Raw genomic sequence first — 21,993 nt, 5'->3', positions numbered from 1 at the left:
TACGTAGCTTTAAGCTAAACTTCGCCTGTATGAGATACAGCCTGCTTATGATCGCTTTTGCATGCAGCAGCATGATGCTTCATGCGCAGCATCCTCCACGGTTAATAGTACGTGGAGATGATATGGGATTTTCGCACAGTGGCAATGCAGCAGCTATCAAAACATACAAAGAAGGCATCGTACGTTCTGTTGAAGTGCTGGTTCCTTCTCCCTGGTTCCCCGAAGCCGTAGCCTTGCTGAAGGAAAATCCGGGCGTGGATGTGGGCATCCATCTTACATTAACCAGTGAATGGGATAATGTAAAATGGCGACCGGTATCAGATTGCCCAAGTCTTAAAGATGCTGATGGATATTTTTATCCCATGATATGGCCCAATAAAAATTATCCCAACAGGGCCTTGTTACAGCATAAGTGGACGCTTGAGGATGTAGAGAAAGAGTTCAGGGCGCAGATAGAGCTCGCTATAAAAAAGATACCACGCATCAGTCATGTTTCAGGACATATGGGTTGCACGCACATGAATGAAGATGTAACTGCGCTCACTAAAAAGCTGGCAAAGGAATATAAGATTGATATTGATCCTTCGGAAAAAGCCGTAAAAGGGGTAAGCTATAAATGGCAGAGCAAAACAGCAGCGGAAAAGAAGAAGGCTTTCATTGCTATGCTGCAAACACTGGAACCCGGCAATACGTATCTATTTGTAGACCATCCCGCATTTGATACACCGGAAATGCGGGCCATACATCATATTGGTTACGAAGATGTAGCTACCGACCGCCAGGGTGTAGTGGATATATGGACAGATGCTGAGATCATAGCATTGATCAAAAAGAAAAAGATACAATTGATCAGCTATAAAGACTTGGCTACCGAGTAACTTTTATTTCGGGCGGCAGTTCCATGCAGGATCCGTCTGCAGGCATCGGTTCTATTTTTTGTACAGGGTTACAACGCTTTTCGCAGGAACCAATACTACATCTTTTGAATCCGTGGTTCCCGTCGCTTTGCAATCATCTTCGGCGCTGGTAACAAAAATTGAATATTCGTTTGCCAGCCCGGTTCCGGCCAAACGCACTGGCTTGCCGGTTGTATCATCATTAATGATAACGATTGTGTTAGATTGTTCGTTAGCATTAGTAAATGCCAGCGGAAGCAGGCGTTCATCATCCGAACTGATTTTAAAACGTTGGGATCCCGGGCGTACATAGCTGTAAAAATTTTTAGAAACGTAATATCTTTTACTCTTTTCTCCCGCTGCGCTCATTAGCGAATAGGCATCTAACTGTGTAGTGCTGAGCGACCAGAACAGCCATGCCGAAACATGTCCATAGCGTAAAGCGACATACATCGCTTTGCTGAGCGCAATGGCGCCGTTCATGTTGTTTTCATAGCCGGAGGTTTCAGTCATCCATAAAGGAAGATTATATGGTACGCCCCAATTATACATGTCTTCCCAGGTTTTGGCATCTGCCGAACCGGGGTTAACGCCATCGGTTGCGTAACCATGCACCGCCAGCATATCCACATATTTACGCGAGCCCGCATCTGCCAGTATGGGTTCTACTAAGCTTTTAATGCCATCAAACCATCCCACATCTTCAGGCACAAACAGCTTTGCAGCTATATTTTCATCGTTAAAGCGCTTACCCACCACCTTTAGTACATCGCGCATGGCTTCGCCGTTGTATACACAGGAAGTGTAGAATTGCGAAAAACGGGGTTCGTTCTGTATACTCAACGCATAGATATCAATGCCGGTAAGCTGTTTGATGGTTTTAATATACGCAACGCAATACTCGGCAAACTCATCGTACATATCTGTTTTTAACTGGTTGGTATTGGCGTTGGGATTAGTTGTATAAGGCGGGGCGGCATTTTGATTGGTAGTGCCATTGCCCACTTTGTTATTGTATTTCATCCATATGGGCGGTGTCCACACAGAAGCAATTACTTTCTGCAGCCCCGCAGCTTTCATGTCTTTGAGATACTGAATATGGTCGGCCAGCTTATCATCATGACCGGGAGTATTGTTGTTGATATTAAATTTTGTAAGGTCGGTAACGAAAGGATTATCATTATCGTTTTCAACTTCAAAATTGGAAGGAATATTTATTCTCAGGATGGTAAGTCCTAAATCATTGATCAATGTGTTCACAAATGCGGCGCTTGTAAAAGGTCCCGGTGACCAGCCTTCCCTTTGCAGTCCAAATCCGCCAAACCCTTCCATTACCTGGAATGTAGTGGTGTTGACTGCCGTAATGGTAACTACATGAGTATTGATGGTATCCCTTACTTCAACAGGCTCCGATTTCCCGTCACTTACTGTTACTTTAATAATATAGGTTTTCCCGTCGTCATAAGAAAAGGTTTCCTTAGCGTTACCCTGTCTGGTTGTACCTTCTCCAAAATCCCAGGTATAAGTAAGGCGGTCAAATTCATGGTCACTGGCATCTACCTCAAAATGATAAGTGAAGGGATTGACCTTAACAAGATTTGACCTGATATGAGCGGAGGGAGAATAATTGGCAGCATGAGCGCCTGCTTTTTTTGAACAGGCCGGCGCCGGCAAATAAAAAAGGAACAAAATACTGTAGAGCAGGCAGGCTTTCATGTTAGTGTAATAATAAAATAAACAGGGCTGCGTCAAAAAGGATTTAATACAGCCCCGTTGATGTACATATTTTATGAAATGCAGCAGGAAATGCCGGTGCTGTGTCAAACGCGAAACCTGCCATCCGGCAGGCTGGCATAAGAAGTGAAACACGTCTTTCACCTCTCACTTTTCACGATAATATACAGACATAATTTGTTTTACTTAACACTAATAACCTGCATTTTGCGGAACGTTTGGATTTACATCAATTTCGCTGCTGGGTATAGGGAACAATAAATGCTTTGGCAACTGAAAAGACATGGTGGATGTATTAGAGCTGAAGAAAGCATTATCCAGTGTAATAATACCCTGCATCTGCCACCTCCTGATATCGAACCATCGTTGTCCCTCACCTGCAAGCTCAATAAGCCTTTCATTCATTATCCAGTTCATGATTTTTGTCTTATCTGTTTCTGCAGTTGCATAATTGGCGGGTATGGTGCCACCGGCAACCATGCTCCGGGCTCTTGTTCTTACTTCATTAATGTACCCGATCGCTTCTGCTGCTGATCCCCCGGATTGAAGCGTAGCTTCTGCTTTTAACAGCAACACATCGGCATAACGAAGTATCCTTGGGTTATTTACCGAGCCCACGCTAACCTGGTTCAGTTTATCCCGGGTTACATATTTTTTTACTTCGTGTGTGGCGGCATTTAAAGTCAGATCTCTTCTTGGGTCGTCCGGTTCAAATGCGTTTACCAATTTTGTGGTGGCATAAAATGGCGACTTGTCCCATATATTGCCATTGCCTACGCTGTAAAAGCTGTAAAAAACGGAAAGATTGCCCACGGCATTATCAAAATCATTTTCAAGCCATACGTTATCTAAGGCGAAAGCCTGTGTTGCCTGGTATTCAAATAAAGATTCCCCGTTATTCTCTGTATCCCAGGCAAAGTTGTCGGTGAAATCGGCGGTAAGCCCTGCGCCGGAAATGCTGTTCAATGCGGAAATAGCGGCGGTATAATCAGATGTATTATTTGTAGCGGAGGCCCTGAATACGAGCGATTTCCCCATCATGCCAAATGCTGAATTTTTTGTAACACGTCCCCTGTTAGCGGCATCCCATGAGGGTGGTAATAGCGAAGCGGCTTCTGTAAAATCCAGTATTGCCTGGTCAAGTAATTGCGTGCCGGTTGTGCCGGGTGGTGTAAACTGTTCTGAGGTTTTAACTCGCTCAATAGTTAACGGGGCAGTGCCAAAATAGTTCCACAGGTTATAGAATGCGTATCCGCGTAAAAACAAAGCCTCCCCTTTATTGTAGTTCTTAAGGTTGGGTGTTTGGTATACACCATTTTCTCCTTCTATCTTTTCCAGCAATGTGTTTGCCCTTGCAATAAGCTGGTACCATACCGTATAAAAATAGGTTACCCTTTCCGTGCTGGGTTGCAGGCTTCCGAAAATCTCAAACTCTTCATTTGCTTCATTAGTAGTAATATCGTCACCCGGAAGCAGGTACATAGGCATCGTGCACATGTAGGGGTTACCCCTGTACCAGTATACATCATTTATTTTGGCATACACGCCAAGCACACCTTTGGCGAAATCATTCTCTTCGGTAAAGTATGACTCCTCAGTAGGTCCGTGTGGTAAAAGATCGAGGTGCGACCGGTTGCATCCCGAATAGAATGACGCGATAGCTGAGATGACTACCAGCGCTGATATTTTTTTTATAAAGACTTTCATTATGTAAAGATTTTAGAATTAGAAACTGGCATTAATACCAAACTGTACCTGCCGGGTAGGCGGAATAAAATCATTTTCCGGATCAAGGCCTGTATAATTTGTAATGGTAAACAGGTTGATGGCTGCGGCATATAGCCGGATGCTTTGTATGAATCCTGCCCTGTTTAAGAGTGCTGCCGGCAAAGCATAACCCAGTTGTATATTCTTTAAGCGCAGGTATCCTGCATTTTCCACAAACCGGTCGGAGTACCTCAGCGCCTGTGCAGGATCGCCGTATACAGCCCTTGGCATGGTAGCAGAAGGGTTGTCGGGGGTCCACCTGTTCAGTGTAGTAGCCCACTGATTGGCAAGTCCGCTCATAGCTTCCATGCCTGCCTTTACGCTGTTATATTTTTGAACATCGCCAATACCCTGGAAAAATATACTAATGTCCAATCCTTTAAAGCTGGCGCCTATGTTAAAGCCATAATAATAGCCCGGAATGGTTTTACCCAGGTAAGTACGGTCATTACCGTTAACCCGTCCATCCGGTGTTTGGCTGTACCGTTCGGTTTGGTCTTTGGGATTTCCATATACATCCTGGAAATAGGCGTCGCCGGGCTTGTATACATATCCTGCGGTTGCATTACCGGGATCCTGTCCAACGTTCACATCTGCATAGTTCTGGCGCCAGGCATCAATTTCTGACTGTGTTTGAAAAACACCTCCGGTTTTATATCCCCACAAATAGAACATGGAGTATCCTTCCTCAATTCTGTTGGTTTCACCGCCCAGAGGATTACCGCCATATAGTTTGGTTACCCTGTTTTTTACAGTAGTTAAATTTGCCGAAGCATTAAATCCTACAGGTCCGAAGCTGGTATTATAACCCAACTGGAATTCGAGACCTGTATTTCTTACCTCACCTATGTTGAGGTCGGCAGGAGCCTGTATGCCTGTATTGGGCGGTAGCGATACAGACTGAATAATATCATACGTTGATTTATTGTAGTATTCTGCTGTAAAGCTTACCTGGTTGTTAAAAAGCATCGCGTCTAAGCCGATACTTGTTGTTTTTAATTTTTCCCAGGTAAGGGTAGTATTGGCAAAATTAGGTAAGGCCGCCCCCTGTAGCTGGGTGCCGTAGCCATCTCCGTTTCCGGAACCAACCGGATAGTCCGGTGTGAGCGATATGGTAGAAAGAAAAGCATAATAGGCTGCAGACTGATAGTTGCCTAATTTACCCCAGCCACCCCTGATTTTTAAATCATTGATAAAAGTAGTTACAGGAAAAAAGCCTTCTGCGCTAATACGCCATGCAAGGGCAAAAGATGCAAACTGATCCCATTTATGCCCGGGCGCTAATCTCGATGACCCGTCTTTACGTATGGTGCCATCTACGTAATATTTATCTTTATATTTATAGCTTAGCCTTCCGTAATAACCGATCAGCGCGTCTTCCTGAATAATATTGGCGAATCCCTGGGTGTAAGGGGGAATGTTGGCGATGCTTCTGTACTGGGGATCGGAGTAGTTAACATTGCCGCTCAGGTCTGTAGTATACCATCTGCCAAATTGTTCTGAGGCGCCTAAAAGCACATCTATATTATGATCATTGAAAAAAGTATGATTATAATTAACAGTCAGCTCCTTATTAAGATTATGGGTGCGGCCCTGTCTTTCGCCGTATCTTCCTTTTGCATTGCCATCCTGGCCGGCGTAGGGGTTACCCGGTGTTTGTGAAAACATCCATTCATCATAATTTCCCCATGATCTGCGCAGGTTAAAATAATATTCACCACCAAGGGCGCCCTTTATTTTAAGTCCCGTAAGTGGTTCTATTTGCACAAATGCATTCCCGATAATATCGTACAATTCATACTTTGTGCTGTTCAAATGCTGAAAAGCAAAAACGTTATATCTTGTTTGCTGACCCCACAACAACCGGGGATCCCCGCTAACGAAATTGTATGGCGCTCCGGGATTCAGTAAATTAGGGTCGTAATCGGGGTTTGGCTCAAAGCTGCCTGCTGTTACCGGCACAAAACCATAAGGCCCGGCGGCATCATAAAAGGGTTGAAAGGGTATGGTAGACATCATGGTGCCCAGGTCTGCCTGCGTATTGGTTAATCCTCTTTGCTGGATCAGCCTCACCGTCATGCCTGCCTCTATATATTTTGAGATGCGGGAGTCAATATTTAATGCAACCGAATACCGCTCCATATTATTGGCTTTTAACGGGCTTTCCGTTTTTTGATATCCTGCGGAGAAGTAATAATTGAAGCTTTCCGTTCCACCCGATACACGTGCATTATAATCCTGGATGGGCGCGTTTTTATTTTTTAATTCATCCACCCAGTCGTAGGTAGCTCCATTGCCAATATAGGCAGGATCGCCTTCCGTATATAATGGGCCAAATTTTTGTCCGAACGAAACTCCCGCATCGGGATTATTATTATATGCTTCCTTCACCAATCCCATATACTGCTGGGTATTCAGGAGGGGAATAGTTTTCGCTATATTTTGCATAACATAAGAAGCTGAAAATTCTATTTTGGGTTTGCCTGATTTGCCTTTTTTGGTGGTAATGAGAATTACACCATTAGAAGCGCGTACACCGTAAATAGCAGCGGCAGAGGCGTCCTTTAACACCGAAATGGATTCAATATCGGCGGCGTTTATTTTTGAAAAGATATTGATGGGGGATCTTATATCTCCTATGGCGCCTTCTGTTGCTCCTGCGCCGCCTTCGTAAATAGGAATACCGTCTACCACGTACAGGGGTTCCGCATAGCCGAATGTATTTACGCCCCTTATACGTACTTTAGGCCGGGCATTGGGCTCGCCGCCGCCCGATTCCACAAAAACCCCGGGAGCATTACCCTGGAGGGCCAATTCGGGGGTCATAGCCGTGCTTTTGGCAATGTCTTTGGAAGAAATGGTAGACAGTGCTCCGGTAACGTCTTTCTTCTTTCGCTGTCCGTAGCCTATTACCACCACTTCATCCAAACCCCTGGTGGTAGCTGTAAGCACAACGGTAATTTCCTGCTGGTTGTTTATGGCTACCCTTTCTGTAATGTATCCCACGGAAGTAAAGATCAGGACGCCATTTTCGGGTGCATTGATCACAAACTCGCCCCTGCTGTTTGTAGCGGTTTGTACGTTGCTGTTTTCCACAGCTACCGTTATGCCCTGCAGCGGTGTGTTATTGGCATCTGTAACCCTGCCTTTAACTGTAATTTGGTTCAGTACCGGCTGGCTGCTTGTAATAACAATCAGGTCATCGTCTATTTTTTTGAAAGTGAAACCGGTTTTTTCAAGGATTAATACTAAGATTTCCGGTACCGGCGTATTCTTTACGCGCACGTCTACCTTTAATTCTGATGGGAAAAAGTTGCTGGAATACACGAATTTATAATCCGTTTTGCGTTCAATCGTTCTCAACACGCTGCTGATCGTAACCTTCTTAAGGTCAAGTGTTAGTTTGGTTTCCTGCGAATAGCTGTTTGCGGAAACCTGCAGGCAGGTAGACAGCATAATGATCACAGCCAGTTTCATAAGCAATACAATTTTCGTGAGCACGGATACGCAGGCAAGCGTCCGGCTTTGTAGCCTTTTTTTCATATTTTTACCATGTTTAAGTTTACAAATGAGGTAAGCTAACCGTTATAAGAGCTTACCTCAAAAACTTTCAAAGGGGGAATGCGTCAACATTTCTCCTTTGTTCTTATACCTTCATTTTTCGCTTTTCTTAATTTTTGCTGATAATAATATTATTGTTTTCCGCTATAGTGTATTTAAAATATCTTGATAATTGCAGCGCCTGCAGCACCTGTTCTATATTTTTCTGATTAAATGTTGCCGTAAACCTGTACTCTTTTACTTTTTCATCAGTAAAGCTGATGGTAATATTATACCAGCGCTCCAGCTCTGCTGCAATGGTTTCAAAACTATTATCATTAAACGCAAGGCGATTCTCCGTCCATGATACTTCCGTTAATGTACTATCCGTTGTATTGTAAGTGAGCCCTGTTATTTTAAAATTTTCAGTAGCCGTTGCCTTATCCGTTACTTTACTATTCTTTACAGGAGGTACATCGGAGATGTTAGGCAGGATGATCTTTTCATTGGGATGCAGGTATATTTTTTTCTTTTCCTTATTCCGCACGGTCACTTCTACCGATCCTTTCAGCAGGGATGTTTCTGATGTTTTATCGCCGGGGTAAGCCCGCACATTAAAAACGGTTCCCAGCACTTTTATATCCATGGTGCTGGTATGAATGATGAAGGGTCTTCCGGTATCGCGTACCACATCAAAAAAAGCTTCGCCAACCAGGGTAAGCTCACGGCTGGCAGTATTGAAATCTCCGGCAATATGAATAGTGCTGCCTGCATTAAGCATTACTTTGCTGCCATCGGGTAGCTGAATTGATTTTCTTTCACCTGCCTTGCTTACTTCGGTGCTGTTGTACTTTAACTGTGCTTCCTGCTTATGGTTTTCAAACGGGACTTCATATTTACGGGTAGCCAAAAAAAGAATGCCGGCAATTGTTGCGGCAACAGTTGTAGCGTACAGCCACATTTTTCTGGCAGCAGGTGGCTTCCGGAAATCAGGTTGACTGGTAAGGGGTTCTGCCGTTTCATTTGAAAAATGTTCTTCAGCAATTAATTGAAAGGCTTTTCTGTCGGCAGCAAATGTTTCGCCCGTGTGACTGCCAATAAAGGAAAGATAGAGGTCTTTAGCCTGGTTAACAGTAACTGACTTATGTTGGTTTTTCTTTATCCATTCTTCCCAAAAAATAACGTCCTCCTCCTGGGTGCCCAGGCAATAGTTTTGAAATGACTCATCCAATATGAAATCTTCCGCCTCGAACGTTGTATAATTCATGAACGCTGGTTTTTACTATAGAAGCAGCGCCAACGGAATTTTACTATAAAAATGCCGTTTTTTTAAAATGAAAATTATTGGGGCAGGAAGAAGAAGAAAAGATATCCTAACAATGCATAGTCTGGTATAAGGTTCCCGGGAGGAGTAGATACTAAAATGAGCCGGAGAGATTTCAACGCCTGGTGGATGATATTGTACGCTGTTCTTTTGGTGATGTTACATTTGGCTGCAATTTCATCATAATCAAGGTCTTCAAAGAATTTCAGCTTTAGCAATTCCTTTTCTCTTTGGGTTAATTGCCCAATGGCATTCATCAGCTTTTCCTTTAGTTCCCTGTTGTGCTGCAACTGAACGATATATTCTTCATAGGGCGCTTCGGTTGTTTGGATGCTTTCACCAAACAAGCGGTTTTTTAATGACCGGTTGCCTTCCATTTTTATTTCCGCTATTAATTCGCGGCGCAAACTGGTAAGCAGGTAAGAACGCACGTTTTCTATACAAGGCAGTTTGGAACGGTTATCCCATAAACGCAATAATATTTGTGTAATGCAATCCCGGGTCATATCGCGCCGGCCGGTAAGCTTGATGCCATAGTTCATTAAGCCTATATAATGCTGGGTATATATTTCCAGGAGGGCCTGTTTGTTGCCTTTTTGCAGTTGTATCCAGCTTTGAATATGGCTTGTTTTGGCGGGCATAAGCATTGAGGAACCGCGAATTAAAAAAAACTTTATTACGGTTTTTCTGGCAGTTAAATTAAAAAACTATTCTCAAATATTATAACTTATTATTATGATGCCAATAAGAAATGAAAACCTCCGGTTCTAAACCCCGCTTACCGGAGTTGATTGTATAGGCAGGGGTACTTGTAATGTGTTGCGCTGTAAATCATATCCCATCGTCTGCACACCTGGTTCAATCAGCTACCATAACGGATCGTGTATTACTTGTGCATAAGTCTTTCTTAAATCCATATTACATAATGAGCTGTTCCCCTTCAATTAAAAATAAAAAAGCAGGGTAAAGAAAAAACCGGAACCCTTTTTACTGGTAAGTAAAAATTACGCTGATATGGCTTATAGAAATCTTGTCTTTTTATTTTTAGCTGCCGGCGCATTCTCTATATTGCTATCCGCCTGCAGACAGGAACAGAAAATGTTAAAAAAAATTCCGGCTGCCCGGTCGGGTATTCATTTTAATAACATTGTTATTGAAAATGACTCCATCAATCCCATTGATCTTGAATACCTGTACAATGGCGGTGGTGTGGCTGCAGGGGATTTTAATAACGATGGATTACCTGATTTATACTTTACCGCCAGCACCACTTTCAATAAGTTATATCTTAATGAAGGTGATCTCCGTTTCAGCGACATTACGGAAACAGCGGGTGTTGCAGGAGAGGGTATATGGAGTAACGCGGCATCTGTAGTGGATATAAATAACGACGGGTGGAAGGATATTTATGTTTGCGCAACGATTAAGAAAGACCCGATGAAAAGAAAAAATCTTTTATACATCAACCAGGGATTGAACGCGAACAATATACCCGTGTTTAAGGAAATGGCAGAAAGCTATGGGCTGGCAGATACGGCCTACGCCGTTCATGCCGCTTTTTTTGATTTCGATAATGACGGAGACCTTGATATGTATCTTGCCAATACCAGGCTTGCCGGGCGAAACAGCGCTCTTTTTTTTAATGATAATACAGGCGATACCCTTAGGGATGATTATGATAAGCTTTTTCGTAACGACTGGAACGGGGCAGTGCAGCATCCTGTATTTACAGATATTACTGCGGATGCAGGCATAGGCGCCCACGGGTTTGCACTGGGGCTGGCTGTGGCGGATATAAATAACGACGGGTGGAAGGATATTTATGTAGCCAATGATTTTCTCTCTAATGATGAATTGTATATTAACAATAAGAACGGCACATTTACCAATATGCGCGACCGGTATTTTAAGCACACCTCGCAGAATGCCATGGGAACGGATATAGCGGATATCAACAACGACGGGCTGGCAGATGTTATTACGGTTGATATGAACCCGGAAGATAATTTCAGGAAGAAAAAAAATATGGGTAGCGCTAATTATTTTTTGTATCAGCAAATGAGAAGCGGTCATTATGCGCTTCAATATGTTCGTAATACCCTGCAGCTCAACCAGGGACCTTCTATAGGCAATAATGATACGATTGGAGAACCGGTATTCAGCGAGATTGGTTTTTATGCCGGTGTGGCGGAAACAGACTGGAGCTGGAACCCCTCCTTAGCCGATTTTGACAACGACGGGTACAGGGATATCATTATCACCAACGGTTATCCGCGCGATGTTACAGACCATGATTTTAGCGCATACAGGCAAAAGGCTTCACCCTCCACCACCAGGCAGCAGCTCATTGATCAGATACCGCAAATTAAGATTGCCAATTACGTATTCCGGAATACCAATGGACTGCAATTTGAAAATGTTACCGGGCAGTGGGGCTTGGATGAACCCGGCTTTTCAAGCGGCGCGGTATATGTTGATCTCGACAGCGATGGCGACCTGGATTATGTAATAAACAATATCAATGAAAAAGCCTCGGTATATGAAAATACGCTCAACGGAAAAACACGTATAAGTGCGAATTTTTTGCAGGTGAAATTCAAAGGCGGTGAAAAGAACAGGAACGGACTGGGAGCAATAGCGGCAATTTATTATAATAACGGCCACAAACAGGTATATGAAAATACCCCTTACCGGGGCTATCTTTCCACAGTGAATGATATAGCACATTTTGGACTGGGGAAAACCGCGGTTATAGATTCACTGGTTGTTAGCTGGCCCGGCGGGTACAAACAAATCCTAAAACAAATTGCCGCAAACCAGGTGCTGGAAGTTAATATACGGGATGCAGCGCCTTATACGCCGCCGGCAGATCGCATAGCACGTGATCATTTGTTCACTGATATAACAAATGAATCAGGAATACATTATCGTCATGGTGAAGTGGATTTTGTAGATTTTAATTATCAGCGTCTGCTGCCGCATAAGCTTTCACAGTACGGCCCGCCATTAGCCGCGGGTGATGTATATGGTAACGGATTGGATGCTATTGTAATTGGCGGTAACACGGTAATGGATCCGGCAGTGCTGGCACAGCAGCCCAACGGGACATTCCTAAAACATATCCTTCCTGCCGCAACGGTCCCCGATGCAAGAAAGCCTGAAACAATGGGTATGCTTTTATTTGATGCCGATAATGATGGCGATCTGGATATATACATGGCAAGCGGCAGCAGCGAGTTTACACCCGATACTAAAAACTACCAGGATCGTTTCTATATCAACCAGGGCAACGGAAAGTTTACCATAGCGGAAGATGTTATCCCGGTCAATTATTCAAGCAAGAGTTGTGTAAAGGCGGCCGATTATGACCATGATGGTGATCTTGACCTGTTTATTGGTGGGCGGGTACTGCCCGGAAAATACCCGCAGCCGGTGAGCAGCATTATTTTGCGGAACGACTCCGGGCCTGGTACTGTTAAATTTACGGATGTAACCGGGGAGGTAGCCCATGCCCTTATTGATATCGGTTTGGTTTGCGATGCCTTATGGACAGATTTTGATAACGACGGATGGGAAGACCTGGTTATTGCCGGGGAGTGGATGCCACTGGTATTTTTAAAGAACAACCGGGGGAAATTTAAACGGTTAACGGATAGTGGCATTGAGCAGCACAAAGGCTGGTGGAGCAGCCTGGTAGCCGGCGATTTTGATAACGATGGCGATATGGATTATATGGCCGGTAACCTTGGGGAAAATTCCTTTTACCGCGCAGGTGCAGCTCATCCTGTGCGTATTTATGGAAAGGACTTTGATAAAAATGGAGGATATGATATTATTACCACTGTATATTTAAAAGATGAGCAGGGAATACGGAAAGAATTTCCTGCGCAAAACCGCGATGAAATGATGGAGCAGTTGCCGGGCTTGAAAAAGCGTTTCATTACCTATAAAAGTTTTGGAAAAGCCACTGTTCACGACATGTTTACGAAAGAAGAATTACAGGACGCCCTGGTACTGGAAGCGAATAATATGAAAAGCTGCTTTATAAAGAACATGGGCAACGGTAAATTTGAATGCCATCCGCTGCCGGCACAGGCACAACTGGCGCCCCTGTATGGTATGGTGGCGGATGATTTTAACGGCGATGGTAACCTGGATGTGGTAATGAATGGCAATGATTTTGGAACGGAAGTATCAACAGGGCGTTACGATGCATTGAACGGACTGGTGCTGCTGGGTGATGGCAATGGGAATTTCAGCGCCCAAACCATACTGCAAAGCGGTATTTTTATTCCGGGTGATGGTAAGGCCCTGGTTCGCCTGAGGCAGGCCGGTAGCCATTACCTGCTTGCCGCCTCTCAAAACCAAAACCTGTTAAAAATTTTCAGGCAAAAGAAAGATAACCGCCTGATCGCTTTGCAGCCAGGCGAGCTGTATGTCATTGTTCATCTCAAAAACGGCAAAAGCCGCAAAGTGGAATTTTCGTATGGCGATTCTTTTCTTTCCCAGTCTGCACGGTTCATTGCCATGAATGAAGCCATGGAAAGTATAGCATTTTTTGATCGGGAAGGGCAATGCAGGCTGATTCAATAACGCGCCTCTCAGGCACAAAGCACCAAAAGACAAATCACAAAAAACAAACTTGCCTACCGGCATGCAGGCCTGTCCGCCGGGGCGGATAAAATTCAAATCCGAAGCCGGAAACCCGAAATCCGAAGCGAAATACCACAAACGATAAACCACAAACAATAAACGATAAACTCAACATTGAAACGGATTCTCCCTGCACCCTGCACCCTGCAACATGAAACATGTTATTGCGTAAATTGCATCATAAATAATTACAATTATGCTTGAATGGCTTAAACAACCCTGGCCATGGTATGTAGCCGGACCCCTGATAGGACTGACGGTACCCGCTTTGCTGCTGCTTGGCAACAAAACCTTCGGTATATCTTCCTCCCTGCGGCATATCTGCGCCATTTGCATTCCCGCCAAAATTCCGTTTTTCAGGTACGACTGGAAGAAGGAGGCCTGGAACCTGTTTTTTGTAGGTGGTATTTTACTCGGAGGTATAGTGGCGGCACAATGGCTGGCCAACCCTGCGCCGGTACAGGTGCACCCTCATCTGGCGGAAGAACTGGCGGCTTATGGCGTAACGGATTATAACGGGATTGTACCCCCTGATCTTTTTTCCTGGCAGGAATTATTTACCCTGCGCGGCTTTATTATGATTGTTGTTGGCGGTTTTATGGTGGGCTTTGGTACACGTTATGCCGGGGGCTGCACCAGCGGCCATGCTATTATGGGGCTGAGCAACCTGCAATGGCCCTCGCTCGTAGCTACCTGTTGCTTTATGACAGGCGGCTTTGTGATGACCTGGCTTATTCTTCCCTATATTTTGCAGTTATAATAAACTACAAACCAAAAACTATAAACTACAAACTACAAACTCAGATATGCTGGTTAAAGAAAAGAAAGCTGAAACCTCCGCTTTAAAAATAGATTTGGGAAACACAGATTATGAAGTGCGTTCGCAAAATGCCATGTGCGTAAATGAAAGCACTCTCGACAGGCCGCTTGTTTCTAATGTTAAGTATGGCTTACTGGGCATTTTTTTCGGGATCGTATTTGTGAAAGCCGAAATCGTTTCCTGGTTCAGGATACAGGAAATGTTTAAGCTGCAAAGCTTTCACATGTATGGCGTTATTGGCTCGGCGGTGGTAATAGGTATGATCAGTGTGGCGCTGATCAAAAAATACAATGCCAGGTCAATAGAAGGAGAAAAAATTCACTTAGAGCCCAAGCGCTTTCATAAAGGGCAAATTTATGGCGGGCTGATCTTCGGATTAGGCTGGGCTGTTACCGGCGCCTGCCCCGGACCCCTGTATGCGCAAATTGGAACCGGGGCTACCGTAATTATAATAACCTTATTAAGCGCAGTGGCCGGAACCTGGGTATATGGCCGTTTTATGAACAGGTTGCCACATTAAACCACATAAACAATAACAAACGGGTTTTCATTTCCGAATATCCAAAATTCAGTTTATTATTTCCTGAAGCCAATCCTTTCCCGTTTGCTGAAGTCCTCCTCCTGTTCTTTTTTGTTCAGAAGGAAATGAAGTGCCTGGTATATATCTTTAAACTTTTTGTTGCTGCTTTGCTCTATCTCAGCCAGCTTTTCGGCCAGTTCTTTATACTGGTGCGCCATTTGCCGCAAAGCTATGAACGCCCGTACAATAGCTACATTGATTTTCACGGCTGTATCACTTTTCAGCACACTTGCCAGCATAGTAACGCCGTGTTCAGTAAATGCATTGGGCAGATATCGCCTTCCTCCCCGGTTTGAGGTCACAATTTGTGACCTCAAACCGTTCCATTCAGTTGGGGTGAGTTGAAACATAAAATCGGGTGGGAATCTTCCGGGATTGCGCCTGACAGACTGATTAAGAACTTTAGTTTCTATTCCATACAGGTTCGCCAGGTCAAAATCGAGCATTACTTTTTCACCTCTTATTTCATATATCTTTTGCTGGATGATGGTGATATCCATAGTGTGTTTTTCAGGTTGAGCAATAATTACTTATCTAAAAATAATAAAATATATAATTACGGGTAAACTAAAAAAGGGAAGTGAAGATTTACCCGTGTAAACCTCCTGAAATGACCCCCTGCAGGCGGCAGCTTGCGGCACCCTGAAACATTTTTTAATTTTCTTTCCCAACTATTTGGCAATAAACAATAAGGCACATACCTTTGCACTCCCAAAATCAAAACGGGTAGTTTACGGTATGTCTCAAAGAATCAGAATAAAATTACAGAGCTACGATCACAATCTGGTAGATAAATCTGCCGAAAAGATCGTTAAAACTGTGCGCAGTACCGGTGCTGTGGTAACAGGACCTATTCCTTTACCTACACACAAAAAAATATTTACGGTATTGCGTTCGCCTCATGTAAACAAGAAGAGTCGTGAACAGTTCCAGCTTTCCACGCATAAGCGTTTGCTGGATATTTACACTTCCTCTTCCCGTACCGTGGATGCGCTGAGCAAGTTAGACCTGCCCAGTGGTGTGGATGTAGAGATCAAAGCGTAATTTTTGATCATCCCCCGCAAAGGCGGGAGAAAAATGAAGCAACTTAGTTCTTACTATATATTCCATCTGCCAATTGCGGGAAACCAAAAAAAAGCAGCGCTGGATTGCCGGAAGCAAAAGGGGTAAAGCCCGTTTGGTCATAACCAGCTTATGATTTCCGGTTTTTGGAGAATTAAATATGAACTAGCCCTTCGAGGTTAGTTTACCGCTGGTACTTCCTCTTTCACAAGTGGGAAATACGGGAAAAGGTCGGCGGCAAACGGGGATTGAAGCATTGGATATTATACGATCCGGTCTGTCTCTTTAACCTAACGGGTATAAAAACAAAACAATGAAAGGTATTATTGGTAAAAAAATCGGGATGACCAGCATCTTCAATCCTGCCGACGGCACGCAAACTGCCGTTACTATTATTGAAGCTGGTCCCTGCGTGGTTACGCAGGTTAAAACAAAAGAAACCGACGGCTACAGTTCAGTTCAGTTGGGTTTTGGCGATAAAACGGAAAAGCATACTATAAAAGCAGAAGCTGGTCACTACGCCAAATCAAATACTCCCGCTAAAAAGTTCGTAAAAGAATTCCGCGATTTTTCTATTGAAAAAAATATTGGTGAAACGGTTACGCTCGACATTTTCGCCGAAGGCGATAAAGTGGAAGTAATAGGCACCACAAAAGGTAAAGGTTTCCAGGGTGTGGTTAAACGTCACGGATTTCATGGCGTAGGTGAACAATCGCACGGGCAGCACGACCGACAGAGAGCACCTGGTTCCATTGGTAACTCTTCCGATGCATCGCGCGTATTTAAAGGTATGCGTATGGCAGGCCGTATGGGGGGCGACAGGGTGAAAGTGAAAGGATTAAAAGTGGTGAAAATGTTCCCCGATAAAAACTACCTGCTGGTAAGCGGAGCTGTTCCGGGGTATAATGGTTCAATTGTATTAATTCAAAAGTAAAGTCACTGCCGGTACACAGGTAACTGTGTACCGGCAAAATATTTTATACAATGCAAGTAGATATTTTAAATAAAGCAGGTGAGAAAACAGGCCGCACAGCAGAACTGCCTGATGAAATTTTTGGAATTGAGCCAAACGATCATGTCATCTACCTCGCTGTAAAGCAGTTCCTGGCCGCACAGCGCCAGGGAACGCACAAGGTTAAAACCCGTGCCGAAGTTAAAGGATCCAGCCGCAAGCTGCATCGTCAGAAAGGTACAGGCGGCGCACGTAAAGGCAATATCCGCAACCCTTTATATAAAGGTGGCGGTACCATATTCGGACCCAAGCCACATGGCTACGACATTAAGCTGAACCGTAAAGTAAAAGACCTGGCTAAAATATCGGCCCTTTCTTATAAGGCAAAAGAAAATGCCATTGTAGTTATTGAAGATTTTGCTTTAGATACACCTAAAACCAAAGCAGCAGCCGGTGTAATTAAAAGTCTTAATCTGGATAAGAAAAGGACCTTATTCGTATTACCCGGTTATAATGAGAATGTACAGTTAAGCTTTCGTAATATGCCTACGGTGTTAGGCGTGTTGCTGGCTGATATAAATACGTATGATATTGTGAACAGTGATGTGCTGGTGCTTACAGAAAATGCGGCTAAAATATTTTCTGAAGAGGAAGCAGCAGTAGCAGAAGCATAAGCATAAGAGAAATTTTGAAAAGCTGGTTAAGATCAAAGGAGTAGATGAATTTTCAAATTTTCAAATTTTCAAATTTTCAAATTAACAAAGATGAAACTTGCAGATGTACTTGTTAAGCCGATCATAAGCGAAAAAAGCAATAAGCTTACTGAAAAAAGGAATATATACGCTTTTAAGGTAGGACGCAGGGCTAATAAACTTGAAATAAAAAAGGCAGTGGAAGAATTTTATGGCATCAGCGTGACCAATGTAAATACGGTTGTTGTTCCAAGTAAAAGCAAATCGAGATTTACGAAGGCAGGTGTTATTTCGGGACGCAAGCCTGCTTACAAAAAGGCATATGTAACAGTGGCCGAAGGAGAAAATATTGATCTGTACAGTACATTATAGGTCAAACGGATATTACATTATTAAAGCTGGCGAAGCTGAAAAGTTCGCGATAAAAAGAAATAACAATGGCAGTAAGAAAATACAAACCAATGACAGCGGGCACCCGCTGGAGAATTGGGAACGGATATGCCGAAATTACTACAGATACACCTGAAAAAAGTTTGCTGGAAGCAAAATCAAGAACAGGAGGACGTAATTTCCAGGGACGCCGCGCCATGCGCTATATTGGTGGCGGACACAAGCAGAAATACCGTATCGTAGATTTTAAGAGAGATAAAAAGGATATCAAAGCAACTGTGGCGTCTGTTGAGTACGATCCTAACCGTACTGCTTTTATTGCCCTGCTGCATTATGCCGACGGCGAAAAAAGATACATCATTGCACCGCAGGGATTGCAGGTGGGTGCTGTGATCATAAGCGGCGACAGTGTAGCGCCCGAGGTAGGAAATGCATTGCAGTTGAAGTATATGCCCCTGGGTACAAACGTACATAATATTGAACTGCAACCCGGACAGGGAGGGAAGCTGGTACGCAGCGCCGGATCTTCTGCGCAACTGAGCAATAAGGAAGAAAAATACGGCGTGTTAAAAATGCCCAGTGGCGAGCTCAGGAAGATACTGATCAATTGTTATGCAACCGTAGGTGTGGTAAGCAACAGTGATCATAGCCAGGAAAGAGCCGGTAAGGCAGGTGTAAACCGCTGGAAAGGCGTTCGTCCGCGTGTACGTGGTGTGGCTATGAACCCTGTAGATCACCCGATGGGTGGTGGTGAAGGAAGAGCGTCCGGAGGGCATCCGAGATCAAGAACCGGTAAATATGCCAAAGGATTGAAAACCCGCAAGCAAAAAGGTTCAGATAAGCTGATCATTCAGCGTAAAAACGGAAAGAAGCTGGCGAAATAAGTGATAAGATAAATCAGAAATCAACAAATCTAAAATCTGAAATATAGATTATGGGTCGTTCAATTAAAAAAGGTCCTTATGTAGCAGATTACCTCGAAAAAAAGGTACTGGCTATGAACGAGGGCACAGCTAAAAAAGGTGTAATCAAAACCTGGAGTCGGCGTTCCACTATTACCCCCGATTTTGTGGGCAATACTTTTGCGGTGCATAATGGCAACAAGTTCATACCCGTGTATGTAACGGAGTATATGGTGGGTCATAAGTTAGGTGAATTTGCGCCTACCAGGAACTTTAAAGGACACTCAAGCAAAAAAATAGCGTAAATAATAGTTCCCTCTTATGGGAACCCGAAAACATAAAAAATGGAAGCAGTAGCTAAACTCAAAAACTATCCTACATCGCCACGCAAAATGCGTTTGCTGGCTGATGTTATACGTGGTATGGATGTAGAGAAGGCTTTGGCAATATTGGAGCATCATCCGCAGCATTCTTCAACCCCTCTTTATAAATTATTGAGGAGCGCCGTAAGCAATTGGGAGCAAAAAAATGAAGGCACCAGCGCGGCAGACAGCAACCTGTTAGTAAAAACGATTTTTGTGGATGGCGGAAGAGTGCTCAAAAGAATGCTGCCGGCGCCCCAGGGAAGAGCTTACCGGGTACGCAAACGCAGCAATCATGTAACCGTGATTGTAGACCAGAAATAAAAATGAAAATTTTCAAATTATAAACATGGGTCAAAAAGCAAATCCAATTGGTAACAGGTTAGGGATCATCCGTGGCTGGGAAAGCAACTGGTATGGTAACAAGAGGGATTATTCCAAAAAGCTTATAGAAGACAACCGGATCAGAACCTACCTTAATGCCCGTATCAATAAAGGTGGTATTTCTAAAATTGTGATTGAACGTACGCTTAACAAGCTTATCGTTACTATACATACTTCCAAGCCCGGTATTATCATTGGTAAAGGTGGCGGCGAAGTAGACCATATTAAGGAAGAGTTGAAAAAACTGACCGGCAAGGAGGATGTGCAGATCAACATTCTGCAGGTGCGTCGCCCTGAACTGGATGCCAATATAGTGGGCGATACCATTGCACGGCAAATAGAAAACCGTATCAACTATAAACGTGCTATTAAGTTATCCATCGCTTCAGCGCTTCGCATGGGCGCCGAAGGTATTAAGGTAAAGGTGAGCGGACGGTTGGGCGGTGCTGAAATTGCCCGTACGGAAGAAATTAAGCAGGGACGCGTTCCATTACACACTTTCCGTATGGAAATTGATTATGCCAACGTGTTTGCCTTAACCGTATATGGAAAAATAGGCATCAAAGTTTGGATCTGTAAAGGTGAAGTATTAACAAAACGCGATCTTAACCCGAATATCATTGACGGAAAAAGTGAAGTGGGAGTTGGCGACAACAGGCGCGATGACAGAAGAAGTGGCGGCGGCGGAGATAGAAGAGGAGGAGGCGACAGGCGCGATGACAGAAGAGGTGGCGGCGGAGACAGACGCGGTGGCGGAAGAGGCGACAGGAGATAGATGCAGGGAGGAAAGGTATAGGGTAGAGAGGCATAAGGAAAATCAAGTAAATATTCAAAATTTTCAAATTGTAATATAATGTTACAGCCGAAGAGAACAAAACACAGAAAAGCGCAGAAAGGACGGATCAGGCAGGTGGCGAAGCGGGGAGCAACCATATCTTTTGGTTCATTTGCACTGAAAGCACTGGAACCCATCTGGCTCAATAACCGCCAGATAGAATCTGCCCGCCAGGCCATGACACGTGCCATGAAGCGTGAAGGGAATGTGTGGATACGTATTTTCCCCGACAAGCCTATTACGCGTAAGCCTGCGGAAGTGAGGATGGGTAAAGGTAAAGGTAACCCTGAGTTTTGGGCAGCAGTGGTGGAACCGGGCCGTATCATTTTTGAGGCCGATGGCGTTCCGGTTCAGGTGGCAAAAGAGGCAATGGAACTGGCTGCCGCAAAATTGCCGATCAAAACCCAGTTTATTATCCGTCGTGACTATGCCGGACAATAAACGCAGCAGCTAAAGTTTTAAATATTCAAACCGAATAGCAATGTCAAAGAAAGTTGATTTTTTAAATAGCCTGGAAACGATGAGTGAAGCGGATTTGCAGGCGCGTATCAGTGAAGATGAGATACGCCTGAAGAAATTGAAATTCGCTCATGCTACTTCTCCCCTGGAGAATCCCATGACCATACAATCGGTTAGAAGGGATATTGCAAGGTTAAGAACTGAATTAAAGAAAAAAGCTAAAAGCTAAATAAGATGGCTGAAAGAAATTTGCGTAAAACAAAGATTGGGGTGGTAACCAGTAACAGGATGGAAAAAACAGTTACGGTTGAAATTGAAAGAAAGGTAAAACACCCCATCTATGGTAAGTTTGTAAAGAAAACCACCAAATTCCATGCTCATGATGAAAAGAACGAGTGCGGTATTGGCGATACGGTGAAGATCATGGAAGCCCGTCCGCTGAGTAAAACAAAGCACTGGCGCCTGGTTGAGGTGGTAGAAAAGGCGAAGTAATATATTTCTGATTTGAGATTTCTGATTTGAGACCTGCCGGCCGGCAGGAAGGTTTGAGATGCTTTGATTTTATCATCATCTCAACATCGTACCAAATTTCAAATTTCAAATATCAAATTTCAAATAACTAAAAAGATGATTCAGCAAGA

The 21,993-nt window shown here is 43.9% G+C and carries 21 protein-coding genes; 15 read left to right on the top strand and 6 right to left on the bottom strand.

The window, feature by feature from the left end; genetic code table 11:
- Positions 1 to 29: 29 nt before the first annotated feature.
- Positions 30 to 878 carry a polysaccharide deacetylase family protein gene (locus PLE34_RS07925; protein WP_324555662.1) on the top strand — a complete coding sequence of 283 codons (849 nt, stop codon included), beginning with the start codon at positions 30 to 32 and terminating at the stop codon, positions 876 to 878.
- 51 nt (positions 879 to 929) lie between these two features.
- On the opposite strand, the gene PLE34_RS07920 is transcribed toward PLE34_RS07925, so the two are convergent.
- The 5 genes from PLE34_RS07920 to PLE34_RS07900 form a co-directional block, all read right to left on the bottom strand.
- On the bottom strand, positions 930 to 2,612 hold the full coding sequence (locus PLE34_RS07920; protein ID WP_324555660.1) for a glycoside hydrolase: 1,683 nt from the start codon (positions 2,610 to 2,612) through the stop codon (positions 930 to 932).
- A 210-nt stretch (positions 2,613 to 2,822) separates the two neighbouring features.
- Positions 2,823 to 4,337 carry a RagB/SusD family nutrient uptake outer membrane protein gene (locus PLE34_RS07915; protein ID WP_324555657.1) on the bottom strand — a complete coding sequence of 505 codons (1,515 nt, stop codon included), beginning with the start codon at positions 4,335 to 4,337 and terminating at the stop codon, positions 2,823 to 2,825.
- Positions 4,338 to 4,355: 18 nt separating this feature from the next.
- The gene (locus tag PLE34_RS07910; RefSeq protein ID WP_324555655.1) at positions 4,356 to 7,940 is read right to left on the bottom strand and encodes a TonB-dependent receptor; all 3,585 of its coding nucleotides are present in this window, start codon (positions 7,938 to 7,940) and stop codon (positions 4,356 to 4,358) included.
- A 127-nt stretch (positions 7,941 to 8,067) separates the two neighbouring features.
- Positions 8,068 to 9,204 (bottom strand): FecR family protein, encoded by a 1,137-nt coding sequence (locus PLE34_RS07905; protein WP_324555653.1) that lies wholly within the window; start codon positions 9,202 to 9,204, stop codon positions 8,068 to 8,070.
- A 74-nt stretch (positions 9,205 to 9,278) separates the two neighbouring features.
- A complete protein-coding gene (locus PLE34_RS07900; protein WP_324555651.1) occupies positions 9,279 to 9,908 on the bottom strand; it encodes an RNA polymerase sigma factor in 630 nt (209 codons plus the stop codon).
- Between the two features lie 367 nt (positions 9,909 to 10,275).
- Between PLE34_RS07900 and PLE34_RS07895 the strand changes: the two genes are divergently transcribed.
- The 3 genes from PLE34_RS07895 to PLE34_RS07885 all read left to right on the top strand — a co-directional run bounded on the left by PLE34_RS07895 (position 10,276) and on the right by PLE34_RS07885 (position 15,254).
- Positions 10,276 to 13,854, top strand: coding sequence for a VCBS repeat-containing protein (locus PLE34_RS07895; RefSeq protein WP_324555649.1), 3,579 nt, complete (start codon positions 10,276 to 10,278; stop codon positions 13,852 to 13,854).
- A gap of 256 nt (positions 13,855 to 14,110) precedes the next feature.
- A complete protein-coding gene (locus PLE34_RS07890; protein WP_324555647.1) occupies positions 14,111 to 14,674 on the top strand; it encodes a YeeE/YedE family protein in 564 nt (187 codons plus the stop codon).
- A gap of 46 nt (positions 14,675 to 14,720) precedes the next feature.
- Positions 14,721 to 15,254 carry a DUF6691 family protein gene (locus PLE34_RS07885; protein ID WP_324555645.1) on the top strand — a complete coding sequence of 178 codons (534 nt, stop codon included), beginning with the start codon at positions 14,721 to 14,723 and terminating at the stop codon, positions 15,252 to 15,254.
- Between the two features lie 56 nt (positions 15,255 to 15,310).
- On the opposite strand, the gene PLE34_RS07880 is transcribed toward PLE34_RS07885, so the two are convergent.
- Positions 15,311 to 15,814, bottom strand: coding sequence for an ORF6N domain-containing protein (locus PLE34_RS07880; protein ID WP_324555644.1), 504 nt, complete (start codon positions 15,812 to 15,814; stop codon positions 15,311 to 15,313).
- 238 nt (positions 15,815 to 16,052) lie between these two features.
- On the opposite strand from PLE34_RS07880, the gene rpsJ reads away from it, so the two are divergent.
- From rpsJ to rpsQ, 11 genes are all read left to right on the top strand, one after another.
- Complete coding sequence (rpsJ, locus tag PLE34_RS07875; RefSeq protein WP_324555642.1) at positions 16,053 to 16,358, top strand: 30S ribosomal protein S10; 306 nt, start codon at positions 16,053 to 16,055, stop codon at positions 16,356 to 16,358.
- A gap of 331 nt (positions 16,359 to 16,689) precedes the next feature.
- Complete coding sequence (gene rplC / locus PLE34_RS07870) at positions 16,690 to 17,310, top strand: 50S ribosomal protein L3 (protein ID WP_324555640.1); 621 nt, start codon at positions 16,690 to 16,692, stop codon at positions 17,308 to 17,310.
- A gap of 50 nt (positions 17,311 to 17,360) precedes the next feature.
- Positions 17,361 to 18,002 (top strand): 50S ribosomal protein L4, encoded by a 642-nt coding sequence (rplD, locus tag PLE34_RS07865; RefSeq protein WP_324555639.1) that lies wholly within the window; start codon positions 17,361 to 17,363, stop codon positions 18,000 to 18,002.
- Between the two features lie 90 nt (positions 18,003 to 18,092).
- Entirely contained in the window at positions 18,093 to 18,392 is a 300-nt protein-coding gene (rplW, locus tag PLE34_RS07860) for a 50S ribosomal protein L23 (RefSeq protein WP_324555638.1), read from the top strand.
- Positions 18,393 to 18,457: 65 nt separating this feature from the next.
- Entirely contained in the window at positions 18,458 to 19,294 is an 837-nt protein-coding gene (gene rplB, locus PLE34_RS07855) for a 50S ribosomal protein L2 (RefSeq protein ID WP_324555636.1), read from the top strand.
- 50 nt (positions 19,295 to 19,344) lie between these two features.
- Entirely contained in the window at positions 19,345 to 19,617 is a 273-nt protein-coding gene (rpsS, locus tag PLE34_RS07850; RefSeq protein ID WP_324555634.1) for a 30S ribosomal protein S19, read from the top strand.
- 39 nt (positions 19,618 to 19,656) lie between these two features.
- Positions 19,657 to 19,998 (top strand): 50S ribosomal protein L22, encoded by a 342-nt coding sequence (gene rplV, locus PLE34_RS07845; RefSeq protein WP_324555632.1) that lies wholly within the window; start codon positions 19,657 to 19,659, stop codon positions 19,996 to 19,998.
- A gap of 25 nt (positions 19,999 to 20,023) precedes the next feature.
- Positions 20,024 to 20,833: a 30S ribosomal protein S3 gene (gene rpsC, locus PLE34_RS07840; RefSeq protein WP_324555630.1), complete on the top strand. Its 810-nt coding sequence runs from the start codon at positions 20,024 to 20,026 to the stop codon at positions 20,831 to 20,833.
- A gap of 78 nt (positions 20,834 to 20,911) precedes the next feature.
- Positions 20,912 to 21,334, top strand: a complete 423-nt coding sequence (gene rplP / locus PLE34_RS07835; RefSeq protein WP_324555628.1) for a 50S ribosomal protein L16 — start codon at positions 20,912 to 20,914, stop codon at positions 21,332 to 21,334.
- A 40-nt stretch (positions 21,335 to 21,374) separates the two neighbouring features.
- The gene (gene rpmC, locus PLE34_RS07830; protein ID WP_324555626.1) at positions 21,375 to 21,581 is read left to right on the top strand and encodes a 50S ribosomal protein L29; all 207 of its coding nucleotides are present in this window, start codon (positions 21,375 to 21,377) and stop codon (positions 21,579 to 21,581) included.
- 5 nt (positions 21,582 to 21,586) lie between these two features.
- Positions 21,587 to 21,844 carry a 30S ribosomal protein S17 gene (gene rpsQ, locus PLE34_RS07825; protein WP_324555624.1) on the top strand — a complete coding sequence of 86 codons (258 nt, stop codon included), beginning with the start codon at positions 21,587 to 21,589 and terminating at the stop codon, positions 21,842 to 21,844.
- Positions 21,845 to 21,993: the final 149 nt, after the last annotated feature.

The sequence above is a fragment of the Agriterribacter sp. genome, from assembly GCF_035445465.1.
In the GTDB taxonomy this organism is placed as follows: Bacteria; Bacteroidota; Bacteroidia; order Chitinophagales; family Chitinophagaceae; genus Agriterribacter.
The sequence above is the reverse complement of the archived record's forward strand: the minus strand, read 5'-3'. Positions and strand labels throughout refer to the sequence as shown.